This window comes from Ichthyobacterium seriolicida, from assembly GCF_002369955.1.
In the GTDB taxonomy this organism is placed as follows: Bacteria; Bacteroidota; Bacteroidia; order Flavobacteriales; family Ichthyobacteriaceae; genus Ichthyobacterium; species Ichthyobacterium seriolicida.
On sequence record NZ_AP014564.1, the window covers coordinates 1,424,919 to 1,448,779 of the forward strand.

Annotated in this window: 12 protein-coding genes and 4 pseudogenes; 9 read left to right on the forward strand and 7 right to left on the reverse strand. The window is 32.3% G+C overall.

Annotation, left to right across the window (positions count from 1 at the left end; genetic code table 11):
- The first annotated feature begins 459 nt into the window (after nt 1-459).
- On the forward strand, nt 460-3,201 hold the full coding sequence (locus tag JBKA6_RS05475) for a tail fiber domain-containing protein (RefSeq protein ID WP_096686640.1): 2,742 nt from the start codon (nt 460-462) through the stop codon (nt 3,199-3,201).
- Nucleotides 3,202-3,262: 61 nt separating this feature from the next.
- Here JBKA6_RS05475 and JBKA6_RS07820 read toward each other — a convergent pair.
- Nucleotides 3,263-3,534, reverse strand: a pseudogene (locus tag JBKA6_RS07820) (transposase); the annotation flags it as partial.
- A gap of 384 nt (nt 3,535-3,918) precedes the next feature.
- Between JBKA6_RS07820 and JBKA6_RS05485 the strand changes: the two are divergent.
- From JBKA6_RS05485 to truA, 7 genes are all read left to right on the forward strand, one after another.
- Nucleotides 3,919-6,675: an ATP-dependent Clp protease ATP-binding subunit gene (locus JBKA6_RS05485; RefSeq protein WP_157776961.1), complete on the forward strand. Its 2,757-nt coding sequence runs from the start codon at nt 3,919-3,921 to the stop codon at nt 6,673-6,675.
- Nucleotides 6,676-6,754: 79 nt separating this feature from the next.
- Nucleotides 6,755-7,762 carry a type I glyceraldehyde-3-phosphate dehydrogenase gene (gene gap / locus JBKA6_RS05490; protein WP_096686642.1) on the forward strand — a complete coding sequence of 336 codons (1,008 nt, stop codon included), beginning with the start codon at nt 6,755-6,757 and terminating at the stop codon, nt 7,760-7,762.
- A 50-nt stretch (nt 7,763-7,812) separates the two neighbouring features.
- Complete coding sequence (gene aroC, locus JBKA6_RS05495; protein WP_096686644.1) at nt 7,813-8,880, forward strand: chorismate synthase; 1,068 nt, start codon at nt 7,813-7,815, stop codon at nt 8,878-8,880.
- A gap of 7 nt (nt 8,881-8,887) precedes the next feature.
- Nucleotides 8,888-10,087 (forward strand): ADP-forming succinate--CoA ligase subunit beta, encoded by a 1,200-nt coding sequence (sucC, locus tag JBKA6_RS05500; protein WP_096686646.1) that lies wholly within the window; start codon nt 8,888-8,890, stop codon nt 10,085-10,087.
- Between the two features lie 60 nt (nt 10,088-10,147).
- Nucleotides 10,148-11,185, forward strand: a complete 1,038-nt coding sequence (locus tag JBKA6_RS05505) for a homocysteine S-methyltransferase family protein (protein ID WP_096686647.1) — start codon at nt 10,148-10,150, stop codon at nt 11,183-11,185.
- Between the two features lie 9 nt (nt 11,186-11,194).
- Complete coding sequence (gene metH, locus JBKA6_RS05510; RefSeq protein WP_096686648.1) at nt 11,195-13,861, forward strand: methionine synthase; 2,667 nt, start codon at nt 11,195-11,197, stop codon at nt 13,859-13,861.
- A 19-nt stretch (nt 13,862-13,880) separates the two neighbouring features.
- Nucleotides 13,881-14,636, forward strand: coding sequence for a tRNA pseudouridine(38-40) synthase TruA (gene truA / locus JBKA6_RS05515; protein WP_096687384.1), 756 nt, complete (start codon nt 13,881-13,883; stop codon nt 14,634-14,636).
- A 68-nt stretch (nt 14,637-14,704) separates the two neighbouring features.
- Here the strand turns inward: truA and JBKA6_RS07825 are convergent.
- From JBKA6_RS07825 to JBKA6_RS05535, 6 genes and pseudogenes are all read right to left on the reverse strand, one after another.
- A pseudogene (locus tag JBKA6_RS07825) lies at nt 14,705-14,845 on the reverse strand (IS256 family transposase); the annotation flags it as partial.
- Nucleotides 14,846-14,869: 24 nt separating this feature from the next.
- Nucleotides 14,870-16,288, reverse strand: coding sequence for a hypothetical protein (locus JBKA6_RS05520; protein ID WP_096686650.1), 1,419 nt, complete (start codon nt 16,286-16,288; stop codon nt 14,870-14,872).
- A 319-nt stretch (nt 16,289-16,607) separates the two neighbouring features.
- Nucleotides 16,608-16,742, reverse strand: a pseudogene (locus tag JBKA6_RS08115) (IS256 family transposase); the annotation flags it as partial.
- Nucleotides 16,743-16,765: 23 nt separating this feature from the next.
- Nucleotides 16,766-18,208, reverse strand: coding sequence for a hypothetical protein (locus JBKA6_RS05525; protein WP_096686652.1), 1,443 nt, complete (start codon nt 18,206-18,208; stop codon nt 16,766-16,768).
- Between the two features lie 314 nt (nt 18,209-18,522).
- Nucleotides 18,523-19,315 (reverse strand): annotated as a pseudogene (locus JBKA6_RS05530) (IS256 family transposase); the annotation flags it as partial.
- A 97-nt stretch (nt 19,316-19,412) separates the two neighbouring features.
- Nucleotides 19,413-19,967 (reverse strand): ComF family protein, encoded by a 555-nt coding sequence (locus tag JBKA6_RS05535; RefSeq protein WP_096686654.1) that lies wholly within the window; start codon nt 19,965-19,967, stop codon nt 19,413-19,415.
- Between the two features lie 395 nt (nt 19,968-20,362).
- On the opposite strand from JBKA6_RS05535, the gene JBKA6_RS05540 reads away from it, so the two are divergent.
- Nucleotides 20,363-23,731, forward strand: a complete 3,369-nt coding sequence (locus JBKA6_RS05540; RefSeq protein ID WP_096686656.1) for a tail fiber domain-containing protein — start codon at nt 20,363-20,365, stop codon at nt 23,729-23,731.
- Nucleotides 23,732-23,861: the final 130 nt, after the last annotated feature.

A 23,861-nucleotide genomic window follows, 5' to 3' on the forward strand; every position in this document is an offset into this window, starting at 1 on the left:
TTACTTCCGTATAAACTAATTATTTACCTGAGTTGGATTAATAATTTACTTAATTAATCCAGATTATTCATGGTTATATTTCAATATTTGATATGAGGTGTTAATTTTAAATGTTTTTAAGGAAATCTAGATCACTTTAGATATTCCCCAAAAATGAGGAATAAAAACACATTGTTTATAACCTGAGTTAGATTGATAACTACTTAGAAATACTCGATAAAAATGATAGATTTAACCTGAAAAAGTCATATGACTATGAATAATTCTGGTTAAGGTCCGAGTTAGATTAAGTTAATATTTAGAGTGTAAAATTTTAAGTTAAATCCTATTAAAAATAAGATGTACATTCACGTGCCCGAAATTCTGATTTTTTATACCTATGTCAATATATTTCGCATTGAATATAAATAAATAGATAGTTGGGAGAAAAAAAATTTCTAATCTAAAATCCAAAGCTCTATGAAAAGAAATATTTTTTTTATATCATTTTTTTTACTCACAGTAGTTAGAGAATCATTATTTTCTAATACTTTTCCCGATAGATTGAGTTACCAAATTCTAGTAAGAGATGATCAAGGCAATGTATTGAAGGATAGTTTTATCAAAATACGAATATCATTATTTATTAATGACGCTTCCCTTGGCGAGAAGATAGTATATAGCGAAACTCATAGAGTCAAAACTAGTAAAGATGGCATAGCGTCTTTAAAGATAGGCGATGGTGATAAACTTTACGTTTATAAAGCTTTAAAATTAACAGATTTAGATTGGGAAGTTCCTCATATGATTAAGACAGAATTAGATCTGAATGATAATGGACAATACGATATAAAGAGAAAGGGTGAGCTGCTTACTGTTCCATATGCTATATATGCTAATACTGCCAGAAAAATTATTGTTGTAAATAATCTAAGTTCTCATAGTAATATCATTCCTCTATCAGCTAATCAGGGTAGAATATTGTCTGAAAGGCTACAAACCAGTATCCATAAGAATAAGATAGTAGATAATTTAAATAGCAATGATGGCACAAAGGTATTATCAGCAGCGCAAGGAAAAGCTCTTAAGGATCAAGTAGATACTAAATTAAATATTTCTGATATAGTAGATGATTTAACCACTAATGATCCTAATAAGGCCTTATCGGCAGCTCAGGGGAAGAGTCTTAAGGATCAAGTAGATACTAAATTAAATATATCTGATATAGTAGATGATTTAACCACTAATGATCCTAATAAGGCCTTATCGGCAGCTCAGGGGAAGAGTCTTAAGGATCAAGTAGATACTAAATTAAATATATCTGATATAGTAGATGATTTAACCACTAATGATTCTAATAAGGCCTTATCGGCAGCTCAGGGGAAGAGTCTTAAGGATCAAGTAGATACTAAATTAAATATATCTGATATAGTAGATGATTTAACCACTAATGATGCTAAAAAGGCCTTGTCGGCAGCTAAAGGGAAGAGTCTTAAGGATCAAGTAGATACTAAATTAAATATATCTGATATAGTAGATGATTTAACCACTAATGATGCTGCAAAGGCCTTATCGGCAGCTAAAGGGAAGAGTCTTAAGGATCAAGTAGATACTAAATTAAATATATCTGATATAGTAGATGATTTAACCACTAATGATGCTAAAAAGGCCTTGTCGGCAGCTAAAGGGAAGAGTCTTAAGGATCAAGTAGATACTAAATTAAATATATCTGATATAGTAGATGATTTAACCACTAATGATGCTGCAAAGGCCTTATCGGCAGCTCAGGGGAAGAGTCTTAAGGATCAAGTAGATACTAAATTAAATATATTTGATATAGTAGATGATTTAACCACTAATGATGCTGCAAAGGCCTTATCGGCAGCTCAGGGGAAAAAATTAGACGAAAAGATAAATAAAAACGTTACTCTTATAAAAGACCCAAGAGGCAACCTTATAACTAAATGGTCAGGAAAGGGCAGTAATGGAACTAGTGGAGGTGTTCCTGTTGCTGGTGGTGCTATTTCTGGTACTGGTATAGAAAATAGTTTTTTAGGTATAAACTCTGGTAACGCCATAACCAGTGGATATCGGAATACGGCTTTTGGTTTTAAAAGTTTGGAAAATAATACTATAGGTAGTGATAATATTTCTATTGGCGCATATTCTCTCGCTAATAACACTGAAGCTACTCAGAATACTTCAATTGGATCCTACTCGTTAAACCAATTAGTATTTGGATTAGGAAATGTAGGAATAGGTGGACGCTCTTTATATGAAATGACTAGAGGGAGTGAAAATATAGCTATAGGGATAAATACTTTACATAATATGACTACAGGTGATAATAATATAGCTATAGGAAGTGAAGCTGGTTATTATATTCGTGACAAAAAAACACCTCTCAAGGAATCAAATAATTCTATTTTCATAGGAGCTAATACTAAATCGTTATTAGATAACAGCGAGAATGAGATAGTTATAGGTTATGACGCTATAGGACATGGGAATAATACTGTAACCATTGGTAATGCTAAGACCACTACTCAAATTTTCTTAGATGCAAGAACTGTTTATGCAGAAAATATACAAGTTCTTTCTGATAAACGTATCAAGAGCATAATAGGCATTTCAGATAAAGAATCAGATCTTAAAAAACTTTTAGATATAGAAATCACGGATTACAGTATGAGAGATACTAATAAACTGGGTAATCAGCATTTTAAGAAGGTAATAGCTCAGCAGATAGAAGGTATAGTTCCAAATATTGTAGAAAAGAATAGTGGTGTGATTCCTAGCGTCTATGAATCATCGAGTTCGATAGAAACTATTGATAATATCACATCAATTACTACAAAGAAATCTCATGGTTTTTCTAAGGGAGATATGGTAAGATTAATTTTGGATGATAACAAAGAGATTTTAGTAAAAGTAAAAGAGATAAAAAGTGCTAACACTTTTGTGGTATATTTAGGAGATGAGGTATCTCCAAATAAAGTATTTGTATATGGTAAGGAGGTAGATGATTTGCGATCAGTAGATTACGATGGCCTTACCACTTTGAATATCTCAGCTACTCAAGCGATTTATAATCATATGATAAAATTGAATGTCAAGTTAAATGAGGAACTCTCTAATACTAAAGAAAAACTTTCTGCTACTGAGGAAAAATTAAATGCTTTAATTGAAGAGTTAAGAAAATCAAACCTTCTAAGTGAATAAAAAAAGACACTATCCTGAAAAGTGTGTAAATAAGAAATGACATACTTTTTTTTGTTTTTATTCATAGTCGAACTCTTTTGTCAAAAAAAAAGTTAAAAATTGATTCAGGATTATTCCCCAATTTCAGTATCGGTTTGGGCCATTTTTTTGTAGTCTCCTTCAGGGCCAAAAAAGTAGATTTTATAACAGCATTTCATCAGTTGGGAATGACAATTTATTTTTGGTGTATTCCCTGATTTTTCCATTGAGGTTTTCAATCAATTTGGTCGTGTAAATAATTTTTCTGATTTATACGGTAAATTCATAAAATGCAGATAGCTCTTCCCAGTTATCTCAGATACTGTCGCTAAAAGCGTCTAAAAAAAACGAGTTTGTAAACTAACTCTGTTTAAAACATTTCAATAGCATCTGAAGGTATTTATATTTTTTATTTGAACTTTAAATTTCATCTGTTTTTTTTTCACATTTTTGGGTATGATCACCTTATGATGATATAAATAGAAAAAAATAACAATTTTAAATCTCATAAATGATAAATTTATTGTTTGATATCTTTTCACAAGAATTATAAGAAAATAAAGGAATTATCTAAAAAAGTAATGTTTTTTTTTGATGTTAGGTTATAGGTAAGTGGATGTTTAGTTTGTTATATAATTGAATAATATTGCCTAAATCATTACTTTGCGTGATATTTTTTAATCTGAAACTTGATTAAATATGAGTATACAAAGGTCTAAAATGTTAGAAGAAGTATTTATATTGAGTAAATATACTTCTCTGTGCTTTGGAACTGAATTTTTAGGAACTGAGCATTTGATGATTTCTATGTTGTCAAAAGCAGATGATATACCAGTTAGGATAATAAGTAAATTGGGAGATGGATTAGTTGACTTAAATAAAGATATAGAGGGATTAATAGAATCTAGTGTTTTACTTAAGATAGGCATCACTGGTATAAAAAACACTGAAGACTTAAAGAAGATATACAATAAACTTATAGATATACTAGGAATAGATGGTAATTTATTAGATGATGAGGAATTAAATTCAATTTCTTTTGAATTAGAAGAGTTATATAATTCTATAAATCTAGATGATAAGACTCCTGATAGTTTAACTAGGTCTATATGTTTCTTAAGGGGTTTTATAAATTTATGTAAGCTCGGTGAATCTGAATATATTAACATTCCATACACTAAAGAAGTTCAGGAAATACTAGATGTAGGTTTATATGCGCAAGCAGAGTATTTAGAGGATGATATTTTAGATACTATTCATCTATTTTTGAGCATACTCAAGAATAAAAAAGATCCAGTAACTATAATTATGAATAGATATTCTATTGATTACAATAGAGTTATAGAAGAGTATAAAAGTTTAGATAGTAGTTTTTTTTCATTGAAAGATGTTAGTAATAAAAGATCTGAGACATTTGATGAAGAAGAAGAAGAAAAAAAAGCAAACTATTCTTCCATGAAGGATAAGAAAATGATTATTGTAAAAAAGAAAAATAATAAGACTCCTACACTAAACTTATTTTCCAAGGATTTAACTTTTTTAGCAGAAGAGGGCAAATTAGATCCCATAATAGGTAGGGAAAAAGAAATAAAACGTTTGTCTCAAGTTCTCAGTCGTAGAAAAAAGAATAATCCTATATTAATAGGAGAGCCAGGTGTGGGAAAGTCTGCTATAGCAGAGGGATTAGCCTTGCGTATAGCAAATAAAAAGATATCTAGAGTGTTATCTGGCAAGAGAGTATTAATGTTAGATTTAGCAGGTCTTGTAGCAGGAACTAAATACAGAGGTCAATTTGAAGAGAGGTTAAAACATCTCTTGGAAGAGTTAGAGAGCAACAAGGATATTATTTTATTTATAGATGAAATACACACTATAGTTGGTGTGGGAAATGCCACAGGTTCTATGGACGCTTCAAATATGTTTAAACCAGCTCTTGCTAGAGGACAATTTCAGTGTATAGGGGCTACTACTATTTCTGAGTATCGTCAATATATAGAAAAAGATGGGGCTTTAGCCAGACGATTCCAAAAGATAATAATCAATCCTACTTCTAAGGAAAACACATTGGAAATATTACTCAACATAAAAGATAAATATGAAGATTATCACAATGTAACATATACGAATGATGCAATAAAGGCCTGTATAGAATTGTCGTCTAGGTATATTTTTGATAGGAATTTGCCAGATAAAGCCATAGATATTTTGGATGAAACTGGAGCTAATGTCCATATTAAGAATATAAAGGTTCCAAAGGAGTTGACCAAGCTAGAAAAAAAATTAGAAAGCGTCAAGCTAAAAAAGAAACTAGCCGTCAGAGATCAATTGTTTGAAAAAGCAGCTAATCTTTTGGAAACTGAAGAACAGTTAAAAATTAATATGGATATAATCCAATCTAAGTGGCATGAACAGGTCAAAAAAAACAGACAAGTAATATCAGAACACGATGTCTCTGAGGTAATATCTGTTATAACTGGTATTCCAGCCAATAAAATAACAGAATACGAGACGAATATGCTAGTGGATTTACCAAAGAGAATAAAAAAAGAAGTAATTGGACAAGATCAAGCTATAGATAAGGTAGCAAAATCTATACAGAGAAATAGGGTTGGATTTAGTGATCCTGATAGACCTATAGGTTCTTTTATCTTTTTAGGGCCAACGGGAGTTGGAAAAACTAAATTGGCCAAGGTTATAAACGATCTCATGTTTAATTCTGACGACAGTCTAATAAGAATAGATATGAATGAGTATATGGAGAAATTTTCTTTATCTCGTTTATTGGGTGCGCCTCCTGGATATGTAGGATATGAAGAAGGGGGGCAGTTGACTGAAAGGGTTAGAACAAAACCTTATTCTGTAATACTACTCGACGAAATAGAAAAAGCTCATCCAGATATTATGAATTCCATACTTCAGATACTAGATGAGGGAGAGATAACCGACAATATTGGTAGAAAGATAAATTTTAGAAATACTATAATCATTATGACTTCCAACGTAGGAGCTAGAAAATTTCAAGATTTTGGCACTGGAGTAGGTTTTGAAACTTCTGCCAAGCAAGAGGATAAAGACCTCCTTAAAGACAAAGTTTTAACAGATGCTCTAAAAAAACATTTTTCTCCAGAGTTTTTAAGTAGAATAGATGATTTCATAATATTTAATTCATTGACCAAGAGAAATATTATGAAAATTATAGATTTAGAATTATTAGATTTGGCATCCAGAATTAAACGTTCAGGATATGGTGTTGAAATAAGTAAGAGTACTAAAAGCTATATAGCAAAAAAGGGATATAATAAAGATTACGGCATAAGGTATTTAAAAAAGACAATACAAAAGTTGATTGAAGATAGTTTGATAGAAGAGGTAATAAGTAAGAAAATAAGAGAAGGGGATAATATCCTCATAGATATGGATAATGAGGAGAAAATACATATCCTAAAACAGGGATAATTACAAAACAAGCACTTACAAGGCTTGTTTTTTTAGTATAAGGTTAATTTAAATATAGTATGTTGTTAATTGTATAATCATGAACAAGACGAAAATAGGTATTAATGGATTTGGAAGAATAGGAAGATTGGTATTTAGAGTGGCTTTAACCAAAGATGATATAGAGGTAGTAGCGATAAATGATCTCATAGATGTAGACTATATAGCTTATATGTTGAAATACGATTCCACCCATGGGAAATTTGATGGAGTAGTAGAAGTAGACAATGGTAATCTAATGGTAAATGGAAAACATATTAGAGTCAGCAATGAGAGGAATCCTTCTGATTTAAAGTGGGGAGATGTGGGCGTTGAATATGTTGTTGAATCTACAGGGCTATTTTTAACAGAGGAAAAAGCTAAGAGTCATATTGATGCAGGAGCTAAAAAGGTAATTATTTCTGCGCCTTCTAAAGATGATATTCCAATGTTTGTTATGGGGGTGAATCACGATAAGCTCACTAAGGATATGACTATTGTATCTAATGCTTCTTGTACTACTAATTGTCTAGCTCCTATAGCTAAGGTTTTAAATGACAATTTTGGGTTAAAAGAGGGTTTGATGACTACAGTTCACGCTGTTACTGCTACTCAGAAAACTGTGGATTCTCATTCTCGTAAAGATTGGAGAGGTGGTAGAGGTTCTCTACAAAATATAATTCCCTCTTCTACTGGAGCTGCAAAAGCTGTAGGAAAAGTAATTCCCGAACTCGAAGGAAAGCTGACGGGTATGTCTTTTAGAGTTCCTACTCCTACTGTATCTGTAGTAGATTTAACCTGTGTTTTAGAAAAGGCTACTGATTACGAAACTATCAAACAGGTTATGAAGAGAGCATCTGAAGGTGAGATGAAAGGAATTTTAGGTTATACGGAGGAGGATGTTGTATCTACAGATTTTCAAACTGATTACAGAACCTCTATTTTTGATGCAAATGCTGGGATAATGTTAAATGATAACTTTGTTAAAGTTGTTTCTTGGTACGATAATGAATGGGGTTATTCTAATAAGATCATCGAGCTGATTCAATATATGAAGGGTTTAGATTAATTTGATAGATTTTTATTTTAAACTACATTTGTCACCTATATATTAGGTATATCGTGGGTAATACTTTTGGTAGAATATTCAGATTAACTAGCTTTGGTGAATCTCATGGAAGGTCTGTAGGTGGTATTGTAGATGGAGTTCCGCCTGGAATAACGATAGACATATCTAAAATTCAGAGAGATTTAGATAGGAGGAGACCAGGACAGTCTTCCATTACTACTTCACGAAAAGAGCTTGATCAAGTAGTTTTACTATCTGGAATTTTTGAACAAAAGACTACTGGTATGCCCATAGGATTTCTAGTAGAAAATAGAAATCACAAATCTGAAGATTACGATCATATAAAGGATATATACAGGCCTTCTCACGCTGATTTTACTTATGATAAAAAGTATGGACATAGGGATTATAGAGGCGGTGGCAGATCCTCTGCTAGAGAGACTATAAGTAGAGTTATAGGAGGTAGTATAGCTAAGCAGTTTTTAAATGATATAAGTATTTCTGCATATGTTTCGTCTGTTGGAAGTATATCTTTAGATAAGCCTTATTATGAATATAATCTTTCAGAAGCTGAAAATAGTATAGTCAGATGTCCGGATTTAGATAAATCTAAAGAGATGATATCTTTAATAGAGGAAGTTAAGAAAAGTGGAGATACTATAGGGGGTGTTGTTAGTTGTGTAATAAAAAATGTTCCAATAGGTTTGGGTGAGCCTGTGTTTGATAAACTTCATGCTGTATTAGGTAAGGCTATGTTATCGATAAATGCGGTGAAGGGATTTGAATACGGAAGTGGATTTGAAGGGACTAAGATGTTAGGCTCTAAACATAATGATCTTTTTGTGAAGGGGGGAGGAACAAAGACAAATTTTTCAGGAGGTATACAGGGAGGGATATCCAATGGAGAGGATATATATTTCAGAGTTGCATTTAAGCCTGTAGCAACAATTATGCAAGATCAGATATCCACAGATAAGAACAATGAGAATATAAATATAGTAGGGAGGGGTAGACATGACCCTTGTGTGGTTCCTAGGGCCGTTCCTATAGTAGAATCTATGGCTGCAATGGTTATAGCTGATTATATTTTATTAAATGCTATGAATATTTTAAACTAAAAAAAAGATGAATTTACACGAATATCAAGGAAAGGAGATTTTAAATAGCTTTGGGGTAAGGATACAGAGAGGTTTTGTAGCTAAGACAGTTCAAGAGGCTGTAGATGCTGCTAAAAAAATATCTGAGACTACAGGTAGTAAGTTTTATGTGGTGAAAGCTCAAATACACGCTGGGGGTAGGGGTAAAGGAGGTGGAGTAAAGTTAGCTAAATCACTAGAGGAAGTAGAGCAACACGCTTCAAGTATTTTGGGAATGCAATTGATAACTCCTCAGACTCCTAAAGAGGGTAAGAGAGTGAATCAAGTACTCATATGTGAAGATGTGTATTATCCAGGAGATTCCGACACAGATGAAATTTATATGTCGGTGCTTTTGAATAGAAGCACAGGTAGAGATATGATTATGTATTCCACAGAAGGAGGGATGGACATAGAGGAAGTTGCAGATAAGACTCCAGAAAAAATATTTGTGGAAGAAATTGATCCTAAAGTTGGATTAACAGGATTTCAATCTAGAAAGATAGCTTTTAATTTAGGTCTGAAAGGGGATGCTTTAAAGGATATGATTAAGTTTGTCACTAATCTTTACAAGGCTTATTACGAATCTGATTCATCTCTTTTTGAGATAAATCCAGTTTTAAAAACATCAGATAATAAGATATTAGCTGTGGATGCTAAGGTGGTATTAGACAATAATGCTTTATATCGTCATAAGGATTACGCTGAGATGCGAGACAAAGAAGAGGAAGATTCTACCGAGATAGAGGCTAATGAAGCTGGATTAAATTTTGTCAAATTAGATGGGAATGTAGGTTGTATGGTAAATGGAGCTGGATTAGCTATGGCGACCATGGATATTATAAAGCAGGCTGGGGGTAATCCGGCTAACTTTTTAGATGTAGGTGGAACAGCTGATGCTGAAAGGGTAGAAAAGGCTTTTCGCATTATATTGAAAGACAAAAATGTAAAGGCTATATTGGTAAATATATTTGGAGGTATAGTCAGATGTGATAGAGTAGCTCAAGGCATATGCGATGCGTATAAAAATATAAAAGAACAACTTACAGATATGCCAATTATAGTGAGATTACAGGGTACTAATGCTGAAAAGGCAAAGGAATTAATAGTTGAAAGCGGATTAAAAGTTATTCCTGCTATAACTTTACAGGAGGCTAGTGATGAGGTAACTAAATCTATATCTGCATAGATGGATTATAACGATCTAAGTTATAGATACTAATCAATAGTAATACCCATACTCATTAGTATGGGTACTTGTATTCCTTCTATTTCTTGTATTTTAAAAAATTCAAAAGTGACAGATTCTATATTAAATAGAATATTAGGTGAGCGCATACTCATATTAGATGGAGCTATGGGCACTATGATACAGGAATATGATTTTTCGGAAAAGGATTACAGAGGTGATAAATATAAAGACATTGAAAACCCTATAAAGGGAAACAATGATATTTTATCTATAACTCAGCCTGATGTCATTTCAGAGATACACGAAAAATATTTGATTGCTGGGGCAGATATTTTAGAGACTAATACTTTTTCGGGCACTAGTATTGCTCAGAGTGATTACAATCTAGAAAATGAGGTATATAGGATAAATTACGAGTCAGCTGTATTGGCTAAAAAGGCTGCTCAAAAGTATAGTTCAGAAGAAAAACCGAGATTTGTAGCAGGAGCTATAGGTCCTACTAATAAAACAGCTAGTATATCTCCAGATATAGATAATCCTAGTTTTAGATCCATTACATTTGATGAATTAGCTATATCATATCAGCAGCAGTGTGAGGCTTTGATAGATGGTCGAGTTGATATATTTTTAATAGAGACTGTATTTGATACTCTAAATGCCAAAGCTGCTATGTTTGCCTGTCAAGAGGCTATGAAAAAAAAGAATGTACATATTCCTATCATGCTATCGGGAACTATTACTGATATTAGTGGTAGAACTCTATCGGGTCAGACGACTGAAGCTTTTTTGATATCAGTCTCTCACGTTCCCCTTTTGAGCATAGGGTTAAATTGCGCTTTGGGGGCAGAACAAATACTTCCATATTTACAGATATTATCGGATAAATCAGAGTTTAATATAAGTGTTCATCCCAATGCAGGATTGCCAAATGCTTTTGGGCAATACGATGAGACTCCAGAAATGATGGGAGAAAAAATTGAAGAATTTTTTAAAAGAGGATTGATAAATATAGTAGGGGGATGTTGTGGCACTACTCCAGATCATATAGCAGAAATATCTAGGATATCTAAAAATTATACTAGGAGAATATTTTAATATTAAAATATGAAAAGGAAAGCTACGAAATTATCGGGACTAGAACCTCTAATAATTACAGAGGACAGTAATTTCGTCAATATAGGAGAGCGTACTAATGTATCTGGATCCAGAAAATTTTTACGTTTAATAAAGGAAGACAAGTTTGAAGAGGCCTTATCTATAGCAAAAGATCAGGTCGAGGGAGGGGCACAGGTTATAGATGTCAATATGGATGACGGGCTTATAAATGGTAAGGAATCCATGGTTAAATTTTTGAATTTAATAGCTTCAGATCCAGATATATCGCGCGTGCCTATAATGATAGATAGTTCTAAATGGGAAATAATACAAGCGGGCTTAAAGGTTATACAGGGTAAGGGAATAGTCAATTCCATTAGTCTGAAAGATGGTGAGGAGAATTTTATCACTCAAGCAAAATTTATAAAGAGATTTGGTGCAGCTATAGTGGTAATGGCTTTTGACCAAAAGGGACAGGCCGATACTTACCAAAGGCGTATAAGTATATGTGAAAAGTCGTACAATATTTTAGTAGAAAAAGCGGACTTTCCTCCAGAGGATATAATATTTGATCCCAATATTTTCCCAGTAGCTACTGGGATGGAAGAACACAATAACAATGCAATAGATTTCTTTAGAGCCACTAAATGGATATCTGAGAATCTTGCTCATGCTCATATTAGTGGTGGAGTTAGTAATGTATCTTTTTCTTTTCGAGGTAACAATGTGGTTAGAGAAGCCATGCATTCTTCATTTTTATACCACGCTATAAAAAACGGCATGACATTTGGGATTGTAAATCCTTCTATGTTAGAGGTGTATGACAATATAAAAGAACCGCTTTTAGAATTAGTGGAAGACGTTTTATTAAATCGCAGAGCAGATTCTACAGAACGTTTGTTAGACTATGCCGATAAGATAAAAGATACAACTAATAAAAAAGAGGTAAAAAGCCAAGTTTGGAGAGAGGAGAGTTTACAAGATCGCATTACTTATTCTTTGGTAAAGGGAGTAGCAGAATATATTGTTCAAGACGTCGAAGAGGCTAGAAAAAGTGTATCAAAACCCATAGAGGTGATAGAGATTTATCTCATGAATGGCATGAATACTGTGGGAGATTTATTTGGAGATGGAAAGATGTTTTTACCTCAAGTTGTAAAGTCTGCTCGTGTTATGAAAAAGGCGGTTGAGTGTATATTGCCGTATATGGAGACAAAAGAAGATACTCGCAATTATTCTGGAAAAATACTCATGGCGACCGTTAGAGGTGATGTTCACGATATAGGCAAAAACATAGTCAATGTAGTTTTGGGTTGCAATAATTATGAGATAGTAGATTTAGGAGTGATGGTTCCTCCTGAGAAGATAATTAAGACAGCCATAGAGGAAAATGTAGATGTAATAGGTCTCAGTGGACTTATTACCCCTTCTTTAGATGAAATGGTATTTTTAGCCAAGGAGATGAAGAGAAATAATTTGAAGATTCCCCTTATAATAGGTGGTGCTACAACATCTAAAACTCACACTGCCGTTAAGATAGAACCTGAGTATGACAATGGCGTGGTACATGTTATAGATGCTTCTCGTAGTGTGACTGTCATAGAATCTCTATTGGGTAAAAGTAAGGATTCATTTTTGGCTGATATAAAAAAAGAATACTCACATATTAGAGAGAAATTTTTGAATAAATCTTCTAAAAAAATATATCTGACTATTGAGGAGTGTAGAAAAAATAGATATAAGATAGATTGGAAAAACACAGAAATTAAAAAACCTAATCACTTGGTAATTAAACTATTAAATAAAATATCTCTTAAGAGGATATTAGAATTTATAGATTGGTCTCCTTTTTTCGCTACTTGGGAAATGACTGGTAAATTTCCGGAGATATTAAATCATAAGACAAAGGGTAAGGAAGCAAAAAAGTTATATAACGATGCGTTGTGTATGATAGATGATGTGGTAAAAAATAATTATTTGGAGATAAATGCAATTTTAGGTTTATTCCCAGCTAATACAGTTAATCACGATGATATAGAAGTATACGTAGACGAGAGCAGAAATAGTATTAGAGGTGTTTTTAGAACTGTTCGTCAGCAATTGAAAAAAGCCAAAGGGTTACCTTATATCTCACTCTCGGATTTTATAGCTCCAAAAGAGGAGAGGGATGACTACATAGGATGTTTTGCTATATCAGTTTTCGGCGGGGATGAATTAGTATCTAAATACAGAGAAGACCACGATGAGTATAAATCCATTATGATAAAGGCCATATCTGATCGTTTTGCAGAGGCTACTGCAGAGTATCTTCACTTTAAGGTCAGGACGAATTACTGGGGATATAGCAGTAATGAAGATTTCACTAATGAAGAATTAATAAGAGAGAAATATGTAGGCATACGCCCTGCATCGGGTTATCCAGCCTGTCCTGATCACTTTGAAAAGACTACTGTTCTAAATATTTTAGATGCGCAAAAAAAGATAGGAATTTCTCTAACTGATAATTTAGCTATGTTGCCGAATTCTTCCATATCTGGATATTATTTCGCTAATAAAGAGGCTAGATACACTGGAATAGGTAAGATATCTAAAGATCAAATAGAAGATTTAGCGAGGCGTAGAAATATGGATATTTGCGATGTAGAAAAGTGGCTACGTCCAAATTTAGGTTATTGAGGGTTTATAGTTATAAATGATGAGATATTTTATAGAGATATCATACTGTGGATATGATTATTGTGGATGGCAGATACAACCTGAGCAATATACTATACAAGGGATAATAGAGGATAGGATTAGTAAAATACTTGGAAAACAGATAAATATAGTAGGAGCCAGTAGAACAGATTCTGGAGTACATGCCAAACAGACTTTTGCTCATTTCGATACGGATATAATAGAAAATATAGACAAATTAGTTTTTAAGCTCAATATGTTTTTACCAAAGGATATATCTATAAGAAATATTTTTCAAGTCAACGCAGATAGTCATGCTCGTTTTGATGCTACGAGTAGAACTTATAAATATTATATTTCAACTGTGAAAAACTCTTTTACGTATAATTATACGTATCAGATATATAATTTTCTTCTGGATATAGAAAAGATGAATGAATCTTGTAAAGTTCTATTAGATTATACTGATTTTAAATGTTTTTCCAAGTCAAATACAGATGTATTCACTTATAACTGTGATATCACATTAGCTCATTGGGAAAAAAAAGAAGATTTATTAATTTTCACTATAAGATCAAATAGATTTCTCAGAAATATGGTGAGAGCCATAGTAGGTACCATGATGGAAATTAGTAGAGATAAAATCACAATTGATGATCTGAAAAACATAATTGAAAATAGTTCTAATGTATCGTATTCTGTTCCAGCTAGAGGATTGTATCTCACCGAGATAGATTATCCTAAAGAAATATTCAAACGTAACACTATCGCTTAAAGCGTGTAAAAAAAATGACATATTTTTTTTGTTTTTATTCATATTTGAACTCTTTTGTCAAAAAGAGTTCAAAATTGATTCAGGATTATTCCCCAATTCAGTATAGGTCTGGACCATTTTTTTGTAGCCTATTTCAGAGCTAAGAAAGTATGTTTTATAACAGCATCATTAGTTGGGAATTACAACTTGTTTTTGTTGTATTTTCTGATGGTCCAAGAGAATTTAAGGGGACTTTACCTATTTCCTATACGAATTTCATGACTATTAAGATCACTTTGTATTTTGGATGAACTAAATAATACATCAATGTTTTCAACTGAAATAGTAAGCATAACCCGTAATTTCACATCGTATACATTTTTTGTAATACCATCCTCAGCAGTTACTGTATAAGAATATATATTATTGCTATGTGTAACATTTTTTTCTTGACTTGTATCTATAGAGGCATGCTCAGATATCCCTATAACAGGGGCAGGTAATCTTATAATTTTGTCTTTACTAAGGGAAGTAATATTAATAAGTGTGGTAATTTCACCTCTACCATTGGTAACCCCAGCAACAGGATGCCTAATAATAAGAGATCTATTTGTACCGATTGAAAAATTTGTGATCTTAGCCTCAGATGAAACCTTATTAGTTACTGTAACTGTATATTCTTTAGTAAAAATTGGATTTAAATCTGCAGATGATGTTACTGTATACTTTACACCACTACTAAATTTCTGAGCTACAGAATTAGCTGGAGAAACCTCACCATTTTCTAATTCAATCGTAGGAGTTAGAAGTACTGTATTTAGATTTAAATCTCTAGGCACAACTAATTTTATATTATTAGCATCATGATCTATTATTCCTGTTACAGGAGTGGTTATGCCTTCTTGAGGAGCAAATACAAAAGATTTAATACAAGGGCCTTTAACTACCTTAACAGTATAAACTCTTCTATAATCTGTATCTATTTTTTTGAGAGTAAATACTTTATTAGTAATATCTCCAGATACAGCTATACTGTTAGTATGATCTACCGTATAACCATCAGGAATACCAATAATAGGCGTTAAGCCTTCTAAATTAATATCGTTATTATTAGATTTAGGAAACTTTAACAAAATAGTACCAGTAGCTTCAGTATCTGAATTGGATATAATTCCTGTAACAGGACTTGTAATACCCTTAGAAGCATCAGCAGATATCGTAAAAGATGTTAAAACTGCATTATCTTTATTAAATGTTAACTTAGACAAAGATGATTTGGTAATATTTACTTTATAATTCTGAGAACTGCCATCTTCTGCAGTTACTTTAAATACCTTTTGATAAATATTAAGATCTGATATAAATTTAAAGTCTACCTTTTGACCACTTGAAGGGAAAACTTTAGCTTTATCCGAAATAATTATTTTAGGTTTTAATCCTTTTAGGGAGGCATCATGTGGAACAGTTAAGGATATGATAGAACCATCTATAGTGGTTTCGAGATTCTCACCAAGATTTTTACCTATATTGTCAGAATCTAAAAACTTAAAGAGTTTAATTGTTTTTTCTGAACTTCCATATCCAGTTACCCTCTTATGCTTTACACAAGAGAAAGGGATCGTTAATAAAAACATTAGAGAAAAAAACTCCTTTAAAAAATATCTTGTCTTCATTTAGCTAAATAAAATTAATCATATCACATAAACCTAACTAAAAAAAAATGAATACTGTATTGCATACAATGCATTAAACATTTCTCGACCAAAGGTACGCATATAATGCGAGGCTAATTAATCTAAATTAGTAGCAAAAAAGAGTTATTCTATGAAAAATTTGCATGCTGCTATAGTAGACCCTTTAATAGTTATTATACACGTTCCAACCCAAGTCAAAAGTTTACGCTACACTATCGCTTAAAGTGTGTAAATAAAAAATGACATATTTTTTCGTTTTTATTCATATTTGAACTCTTTTGTCAAAAAGAGTTCAAAATTAATTCAGGATTATTCCCCAATTCAGTATAGACTTAGACCGTTTTTTTGTAGCCTCTCTCAGAGCTAAGAAAGTATGTTTCATAACAGCATTATTAGTTGGGAAATACAACTTGTTTTTGTTGTATTTCCTGACGGTCCAAGAAAATTTAAGGGGGCCTACCTATTTGCCATACGAATTGTATAACTCTTAGTATCTCTTCGTATTTCGGATGCACTAAATAATAATCCAAGGTTACCACTTGCACTTGAAATAGCAAGTGCAATCTGTATTCTCACATCGTATACATTTTTTGTACCATCCTCAGCAGTTACTGTATAATAATACCTCGGTTTTTCATTACCATCATAATTTTTTTCCTGACTTGTATCTATAGAAGCATGATCAGATATCCCTATATTAGGTACAGGTAATGTTAGAATATTGTCTGTAGGCGGGGAAGTAATTTGATTAACTATATAAATTTCACCTCTATCCCTGACAGTTCCAGTATACGAACTGTACTGGCCAGGATGGCTAATATAAAGAGTTCTAGCGCCACCGATTGAAAAATTTATGATCTTAGCCTCAGATGAAACCTTCTTAGTTACTGTAACCGTGTATTCTTTAGTAAAAATTGGATTTAAATCTGTAGCTGATGTTACTACTGTATACTTTATACCACTACTAAATTTCTGAGCTACAGAATTAGCTGGAGAGACCTCACCATTTTCTAATTCAATCGTAGGAGTTAGAAGTGTTGTATTTAGATCTAAATCTCTAGGCACAACTAATTTTATAGTATTAGCATCATGATCTATTATTCCTGTTACAGGAGTGGTTATGCCTTCTTGAGTAGCAAATACAAAAGACTTAATATAAGGGCCTTTAACTACCTTAACAGTATAAACTCTTCTATAATCTGTATCTATTTTTTTGAGAGTAAATACTCTATTAGTAATATCTCCAGATACAGCTATACTGTTAGTATGATCTACCGTATAACCATTAGGAATACCAATAATAGGCGTTAAGCCTTCTAAATTAATATCGTTATTATTAGATTTAGGAAACTTTAACAAAATAGTACCAGTAGCTTCAGTATCTGAATTGGATATAATTCCTGTAACAGGACTTGTAATACCCTTAGAAGCATCAGCAGATATCGTAAAAGATGTTAAAACTGCATTATCTTTATTAAATGTTAACTTAGACAAAGATGATTTGGTAATATTTACTTTATAATTCTGAGAACTGCCATCTTCTGCAGTTACTTTAAATACCTTTTGATAAATATTAAGATCTGATATAAATTTAAAGTCTACCTTTTGACCACTCGAAGGGAAAACTTTAGCTTTATCCGAAATAATTATTTTAGGTTTTAATCCTTTTAGGGAGGCATCATGTGGAACAGTTAAGGATATGATAGAACCATCTATAGTGGTTTCGAGATTCTCACCAAGATTTTTACCTATATTGTCAGAATTTAAAAACTTAAAGAGTTTAATTGTTTTTTCTGAACTTCCATATCCAGTTACCCTCTTATGCTTTACACAAGAGAAAGGGATCGTTAATAAAAACATTAGAGAAAAAAACTCCTTTAAAAAATATCTTGTCTTCATTTAGCTAAATAAAGTTAATCGTACAGATGTACAAATATAATGTGAGATTAACTAGTCTAAGTTAGTAGTAAAAAAGAGTTATTCTATGAACCTGAGTTCGATTAATAAATCACTCAAGGCCTTTGATTTTATTAGGATTTAAGGAAAAGCTCCTTTAGTTTTTGTCTCTTTTGTGTGTTTATGAGACGATTTAGTATAAATTTAACAACTTTTGCACAAAAAATACTCGATTTATCACAAACACGAGTCTCTTTAATCCCAGTTAATTCAAGGCTTTCGGCTTTAATCAAGAAAATTATTAATCGAACTCAGGTTACTACGCATCTACTGGAATTCTTGATTTGGTGACACTACACATATTTGTGTCGTGGATTTAGGAAATACATTTTTTATAGTTTGGGTAAAGCCATTTAAATTATCCGTGGCTGTGATAAGTATATCCTCAACCCCTCTAGCCTTTAGATCTGTTAATACTCTCATCCAAAAGGCAGAGGATTCATTTTTTCCTAACCATAAGCCTAATACTTCTTTTTTACCATTTCTACTAAGACCGACAGCGATGTACATACTCTTGTTAATCACTTTGGAATTCTCTTTAACCTTAAATACTATGGCATCCATCCAAACAACTAAATATAGGGGCTCTAGAGGTCTATTTTGCCAGGCTATGATATCATTTGTCACTCTATCTGTGATACGTGATATGGCAGATGTAGAAATATCAAAATCGTATAACTCTTGTATTTGATCCTCTATATCTGAGTTACTCATTCTCTTAGCATAAAGACTGATAATCACATTTTCTAATCCATCTGCTATATTCTTGCGTTTAGGGATTAACATAGGATTAAAAGAAGAATCTCTATCTCTTGGAACTTTAATCTTGCTTTCTCCTAATGATGTCCTAACATTTTTTGTAGAGTAACCATTTCGGGAATTCGTATTGTTAGATTGCTCATATTTAGAATAATCCAAATGTGAATCTAATTCCCCCTCTAGAATCTTTTCAATACCACGCCTATGAATTTTTTTTAGATATGATGTCAGATTTTCTCCTGTTTTGAATTGTTTTAAGAATTCATCTTTTAATAAATCTTCTTTTTTCATTTGTATAAAGGTTTAATTGATTTTTTAAAAAAATATCTAGGATTTTTTATCCTAAATATAAATTTTGTTCACTTTACGCGATAGCGTCTAGAAAACCTTAACTTGCCAATGCAATTGTAAGTACACTTATTTTTACCCCCTTAACGTCATTTTTAATGGCTTTTATACAAGCTTCTATTGTGGCTCCTGTAGTTATCACGTCGTCTACTATTAATATGTGTTTATTTTCTACTTCCTGTGGTTTTGATAAATAAAACACATTCTTTACACCTTCCCAACGATCGAAACGACTTTTTTCTGTCTGAGTATCTTTTTGATATTTCATTACTAGATTGTAAAGAGACAAGTCGATTTTCAAATTTTCTGATATGGCCTTAGCAAAGAGGTGAATTTGATTATACCCTCTTTTTCTCTGCTTCTTTTTATGTAGAGGAACGGGTATAACTATGTCACATTCATTGAAAAAATCTGTTTTGCCTAGCTCTCTATATGCCCAATTACCTAGGATATAACCGATTTCAGGGTGATTTTTATATTTTAATTGATGAAGTAAGTTTTGCACTAAGCCCTTTTTCTTAAATAACAGAAAAGAAGTAGCTCTTTCTATTTTAACTCTGCCGTAGAAAAAAGATTCAACGAGATTATATTTCATAAGGTGAAAGTTAGTTTGAGGAATATCATTCCTACAAAATACACAAATAACACTCTCGTTATCAGTTAATAATCTTTCACAACATAGACAGGTGGAAGGATAAAATAAATAGAATAAATCCTTTAATACAGCTAACACAAAAAAATACAATTCAGATTTGAGCGAACAAGTTAAAAATTAACTATAATAAATTTACAAGGAATCACTAAGGCTTAAAAAGACACTATCGCTGTGTCTGGCATGTCTCATCAACTAGAGTATTCCAAAAAAAAACTGTATCTTTGTCGGGTTTTTACTTTTTACTAACTAGTAGCTGTATCGACTAATTTCGAGGTAAAACATAAATTAAACAGTACTAAACAGCTTAGTTTTTTAATCATAAAAGTCAACTTTATATGAAGAAAAGTATTTTTTTTAGGTCATTTTTTTTGTCACTATTAGCTAGTGCATCATTGCTTTCTCAAACCTTTCCTGATAGGTTAAGTTACCAGACCTTGATAAGAGATAATGAAGGAAATTTATTGAGAGAGACCCCAGTCAATGTTCGTATATCATTATTTGTTAATGATGTTTCAGGTAATGAGAAAGTCGCATACAGCGAATCCCATAGAGTCAAAACTAATAAAGGGGGCGTAGCGTCTTTAAAAATAGGAGAAGGGAATAAACTTTCCAAGTATAAAGATATTAAATTGACAGATCTAGATTGGGAAGTCCCTCATAAGATTAAGGTCGATTTAGATCTTAATAATAATGGACAATACGATGTGCACAAAAAAAGTGAGCTGCTTAGTGTCCCTTATGCTATATATGCTTACACTGCTGGGGAAACTTTGTCCCAAAGTAATTTAAATCCTAATAATGCAAAAATAGACAATAAGTTAGATTCCAGTTTTAAAGTAGAGGTATTAGATGAATTGACGTCTATTGATAAGAAAAATGCATTATCAGCCAATATGGGGAGGGAATTATCTGATCAATTAAAATTGAAAATTAATGCCGATAAAGTTGCAAATGATTTAACCACTGATGATGCTACAAAGGTATTATCTGCTAAAATGGGTAAAAAACTTAAGGATCAAATCGATAAGTTAGATCTTATTTCTGGAGTGCAAGTATTAGATGAATTAACGTCTACTGATAAGAAAAATGCATTATCAGCCAATATGGGTAGAGAGTTAGCTGAAGGTTTGGAAAAGAGGATTCATGAGAACAAAATAGCAGATAATTTAACCACTGATGATGCCACAAAGGTATTATCTGCTAAAATGGGTAAAAAACTTAAGGATCAAATCGATAAATTAGGTCTTATTTCTGGAGCGCAAGTATTAGATGAATTAACGTCTACTGATGAGAAAAATGCATTATCAGCCAATATGGGAAGAGAGTTAGCTGAAGGTTTGGAAAAGAGAATTCATGAGAACAAAATAGCAGATAATTTAATCACTGATGATGCTACAAAGGTATTATCTGCTAAAATGGGTAAAAAGCTTGATGAAAAAATAAATAAGACTAATACTCTCATCAAGGTAGAGGATAAAAAAAACAATCTCATAACTAAGTGGTCAGGAAAGGGCAGTAATGGAACTAGTGCAGGCACTGGTAAAGAAAATATTTTATTAGGTATAAGCTCTGGTAATGCCATAACCACTGGCGCTCAGAATACGGCTTTTGGCTTTGAAAGTTTGAGAGATAATACTACAGGCGAAAGGAATACTTCTATTGGCGCATATTCTCTGGCTTTTAACACTACAGGTGAAAGGAATACTTCTATTGGATACGCTTCTTTATATCAATTAGAAGACGGAACAAAAAATGTAGGAATAGGTTCACATCCTTTATATAGTATAACTACAGGGAGTAAAAATATAGCTATAGGGTCATTTACTTTACATAGAATAACTTCAGGGAGTAAAAATACAGCTATAGGGGCAAATGCCTTATATAATGTGACTACAGGGAATAAAAATATAGCTATGGGAAGCGACGCTGGTTATTATATTGCTAACGGATCAACAGCTCTCACTGAATCAAATAATTCTATTTTCATAGGAGATAATGTTAAAGCGAAAGCAAATAACAGCCTTAATGAGATAGTTATAGGTGATGGCGCTACAGGAAAAGGAAATAATACTGTAGTCATAGGTAAGGAAGGTAGTATTAGATCTACTCATTTGGGAGGTGTATTGCACAGTGGAGGTTTTAACAAAAGAAGTAAAATGGATGGAATTACTTATAACGTTGACGATGTAGTTCTTTACGATGGGATTTTTTATAAGAGAATAGGGGCTTCTGGCATTAGCACTAACCCATCTTCTGATCCTAATTGGGAAGATATTAGTTCTCATAACCTGCGAAAAGTAGGGATTGATAATCTCATAACTAAATGGTCAGGAAAGGGCAGCAATGGAACTAGTGTAGGTACTGGTGAGGAAAATAGTTTTTTAGGTATAAGGTCTGGTAATACCATAACAACTGGCAGTCGCAATACGGCTTTTGGCCATGAAAGTTTGAGAGATAATACTACAGGTACTGATAACACTTCTATTGGCGCATTTTCTCTCGCTCGTAACACTACAGGCTCTATGAATATTTCTATTGGCCCATATTCTCTATTTTATAGTACTACAGGTATTAAGAATATTTCAATTGGATACGCTTCTTTATCCCGATTAGCAGATGGAAGAAAAAATATAGGAATAGGTACACATTCTTTAAATATTATAGCTAAAGGGAGTGAAAATATAGCTATAGGGGCAAATGCTTTATCTAATGTGAAAGCAGCGAGTGAAAATATAGCTATAGGAGCATCTGCTTTACATAAAATAACTACAGGTAATAATAATACAGTTATAGGAAGTGGCGCTGGTTATTATATTGCTAGCGGATCAATAACTCTCAATAAATCAAACAACTCTATTTTCATAGGAGCTAAAGTTAAAGCACTAGAAAATAACAGCGTTAATGAAATAGTTATAGGGGCTAATGCGATAGGAAATGGGAATAATACTGTAACCATTGGTAATGGTTATACTACTGATATTTACTTAAGAGGAAGAGTTTATGCAAAGAGTACACTACTCACTTCTGATAAACGTATCAAAAACATAATAAGCATTTCAGATAAAGAATCAGACCTTAAAAAACTTTTAGATATAGAAATCACGGATTACACTATGAGAGATACTAATAAACTGGGCAATCAGCATTTTAAAAAAGTAATAGCTCAGCAGATAGAAGGTATAGTTCCAAATATTGTACAAAAGAATAGAGGTGTTATTCCTAGCGTCTATGAATTTTCGAAATCGGTAGAAACTATTGATAATATGACATCAATTACTACAAAGAAATCTCACGGTTTTTCTAAGGGAGACATGGTAAAATTAATTTTGGATGATAACAAAGAGAGTTTAGTTAAAGTAAAAGAGATAAAAAGCAATAATACTTTTATGGTAGAGTTAGGATATGAGGTATCTCCAAATAAAGTATTTGTATATGGTAAGCAAGTAGATGATTTGCGATCAGTAGATTACGATGGCCTTACCACTTTGAATATTTCAGCTACTCAAGCTGTTTTCAATCATGTAGTAGACTTAGAAAAAGAAAGTAGCATTATTAAAGATGAGAATAGTGTTCTTAAACAAGAGGTTAAGGTCCTTAAGGAAGGGCTTTCTAATTCTAGAAAAGAGATTAAGAATTTAATTAATATCTTAAGTAAAGCTAAGATTCTAGATGTTAAAGATCTTAAAAGTTTAACAGAAGAATAATATCTGAACTATGTTAACTTACTACTAGCCCTTAGGGACACTATCCCTTAAAGTGTGTAAATAAGAAATGACATATTTTTTTTGTTTTTTATTCATAGTCGTTGAGCTCTTTTGTAAAAAATAGTTAAAA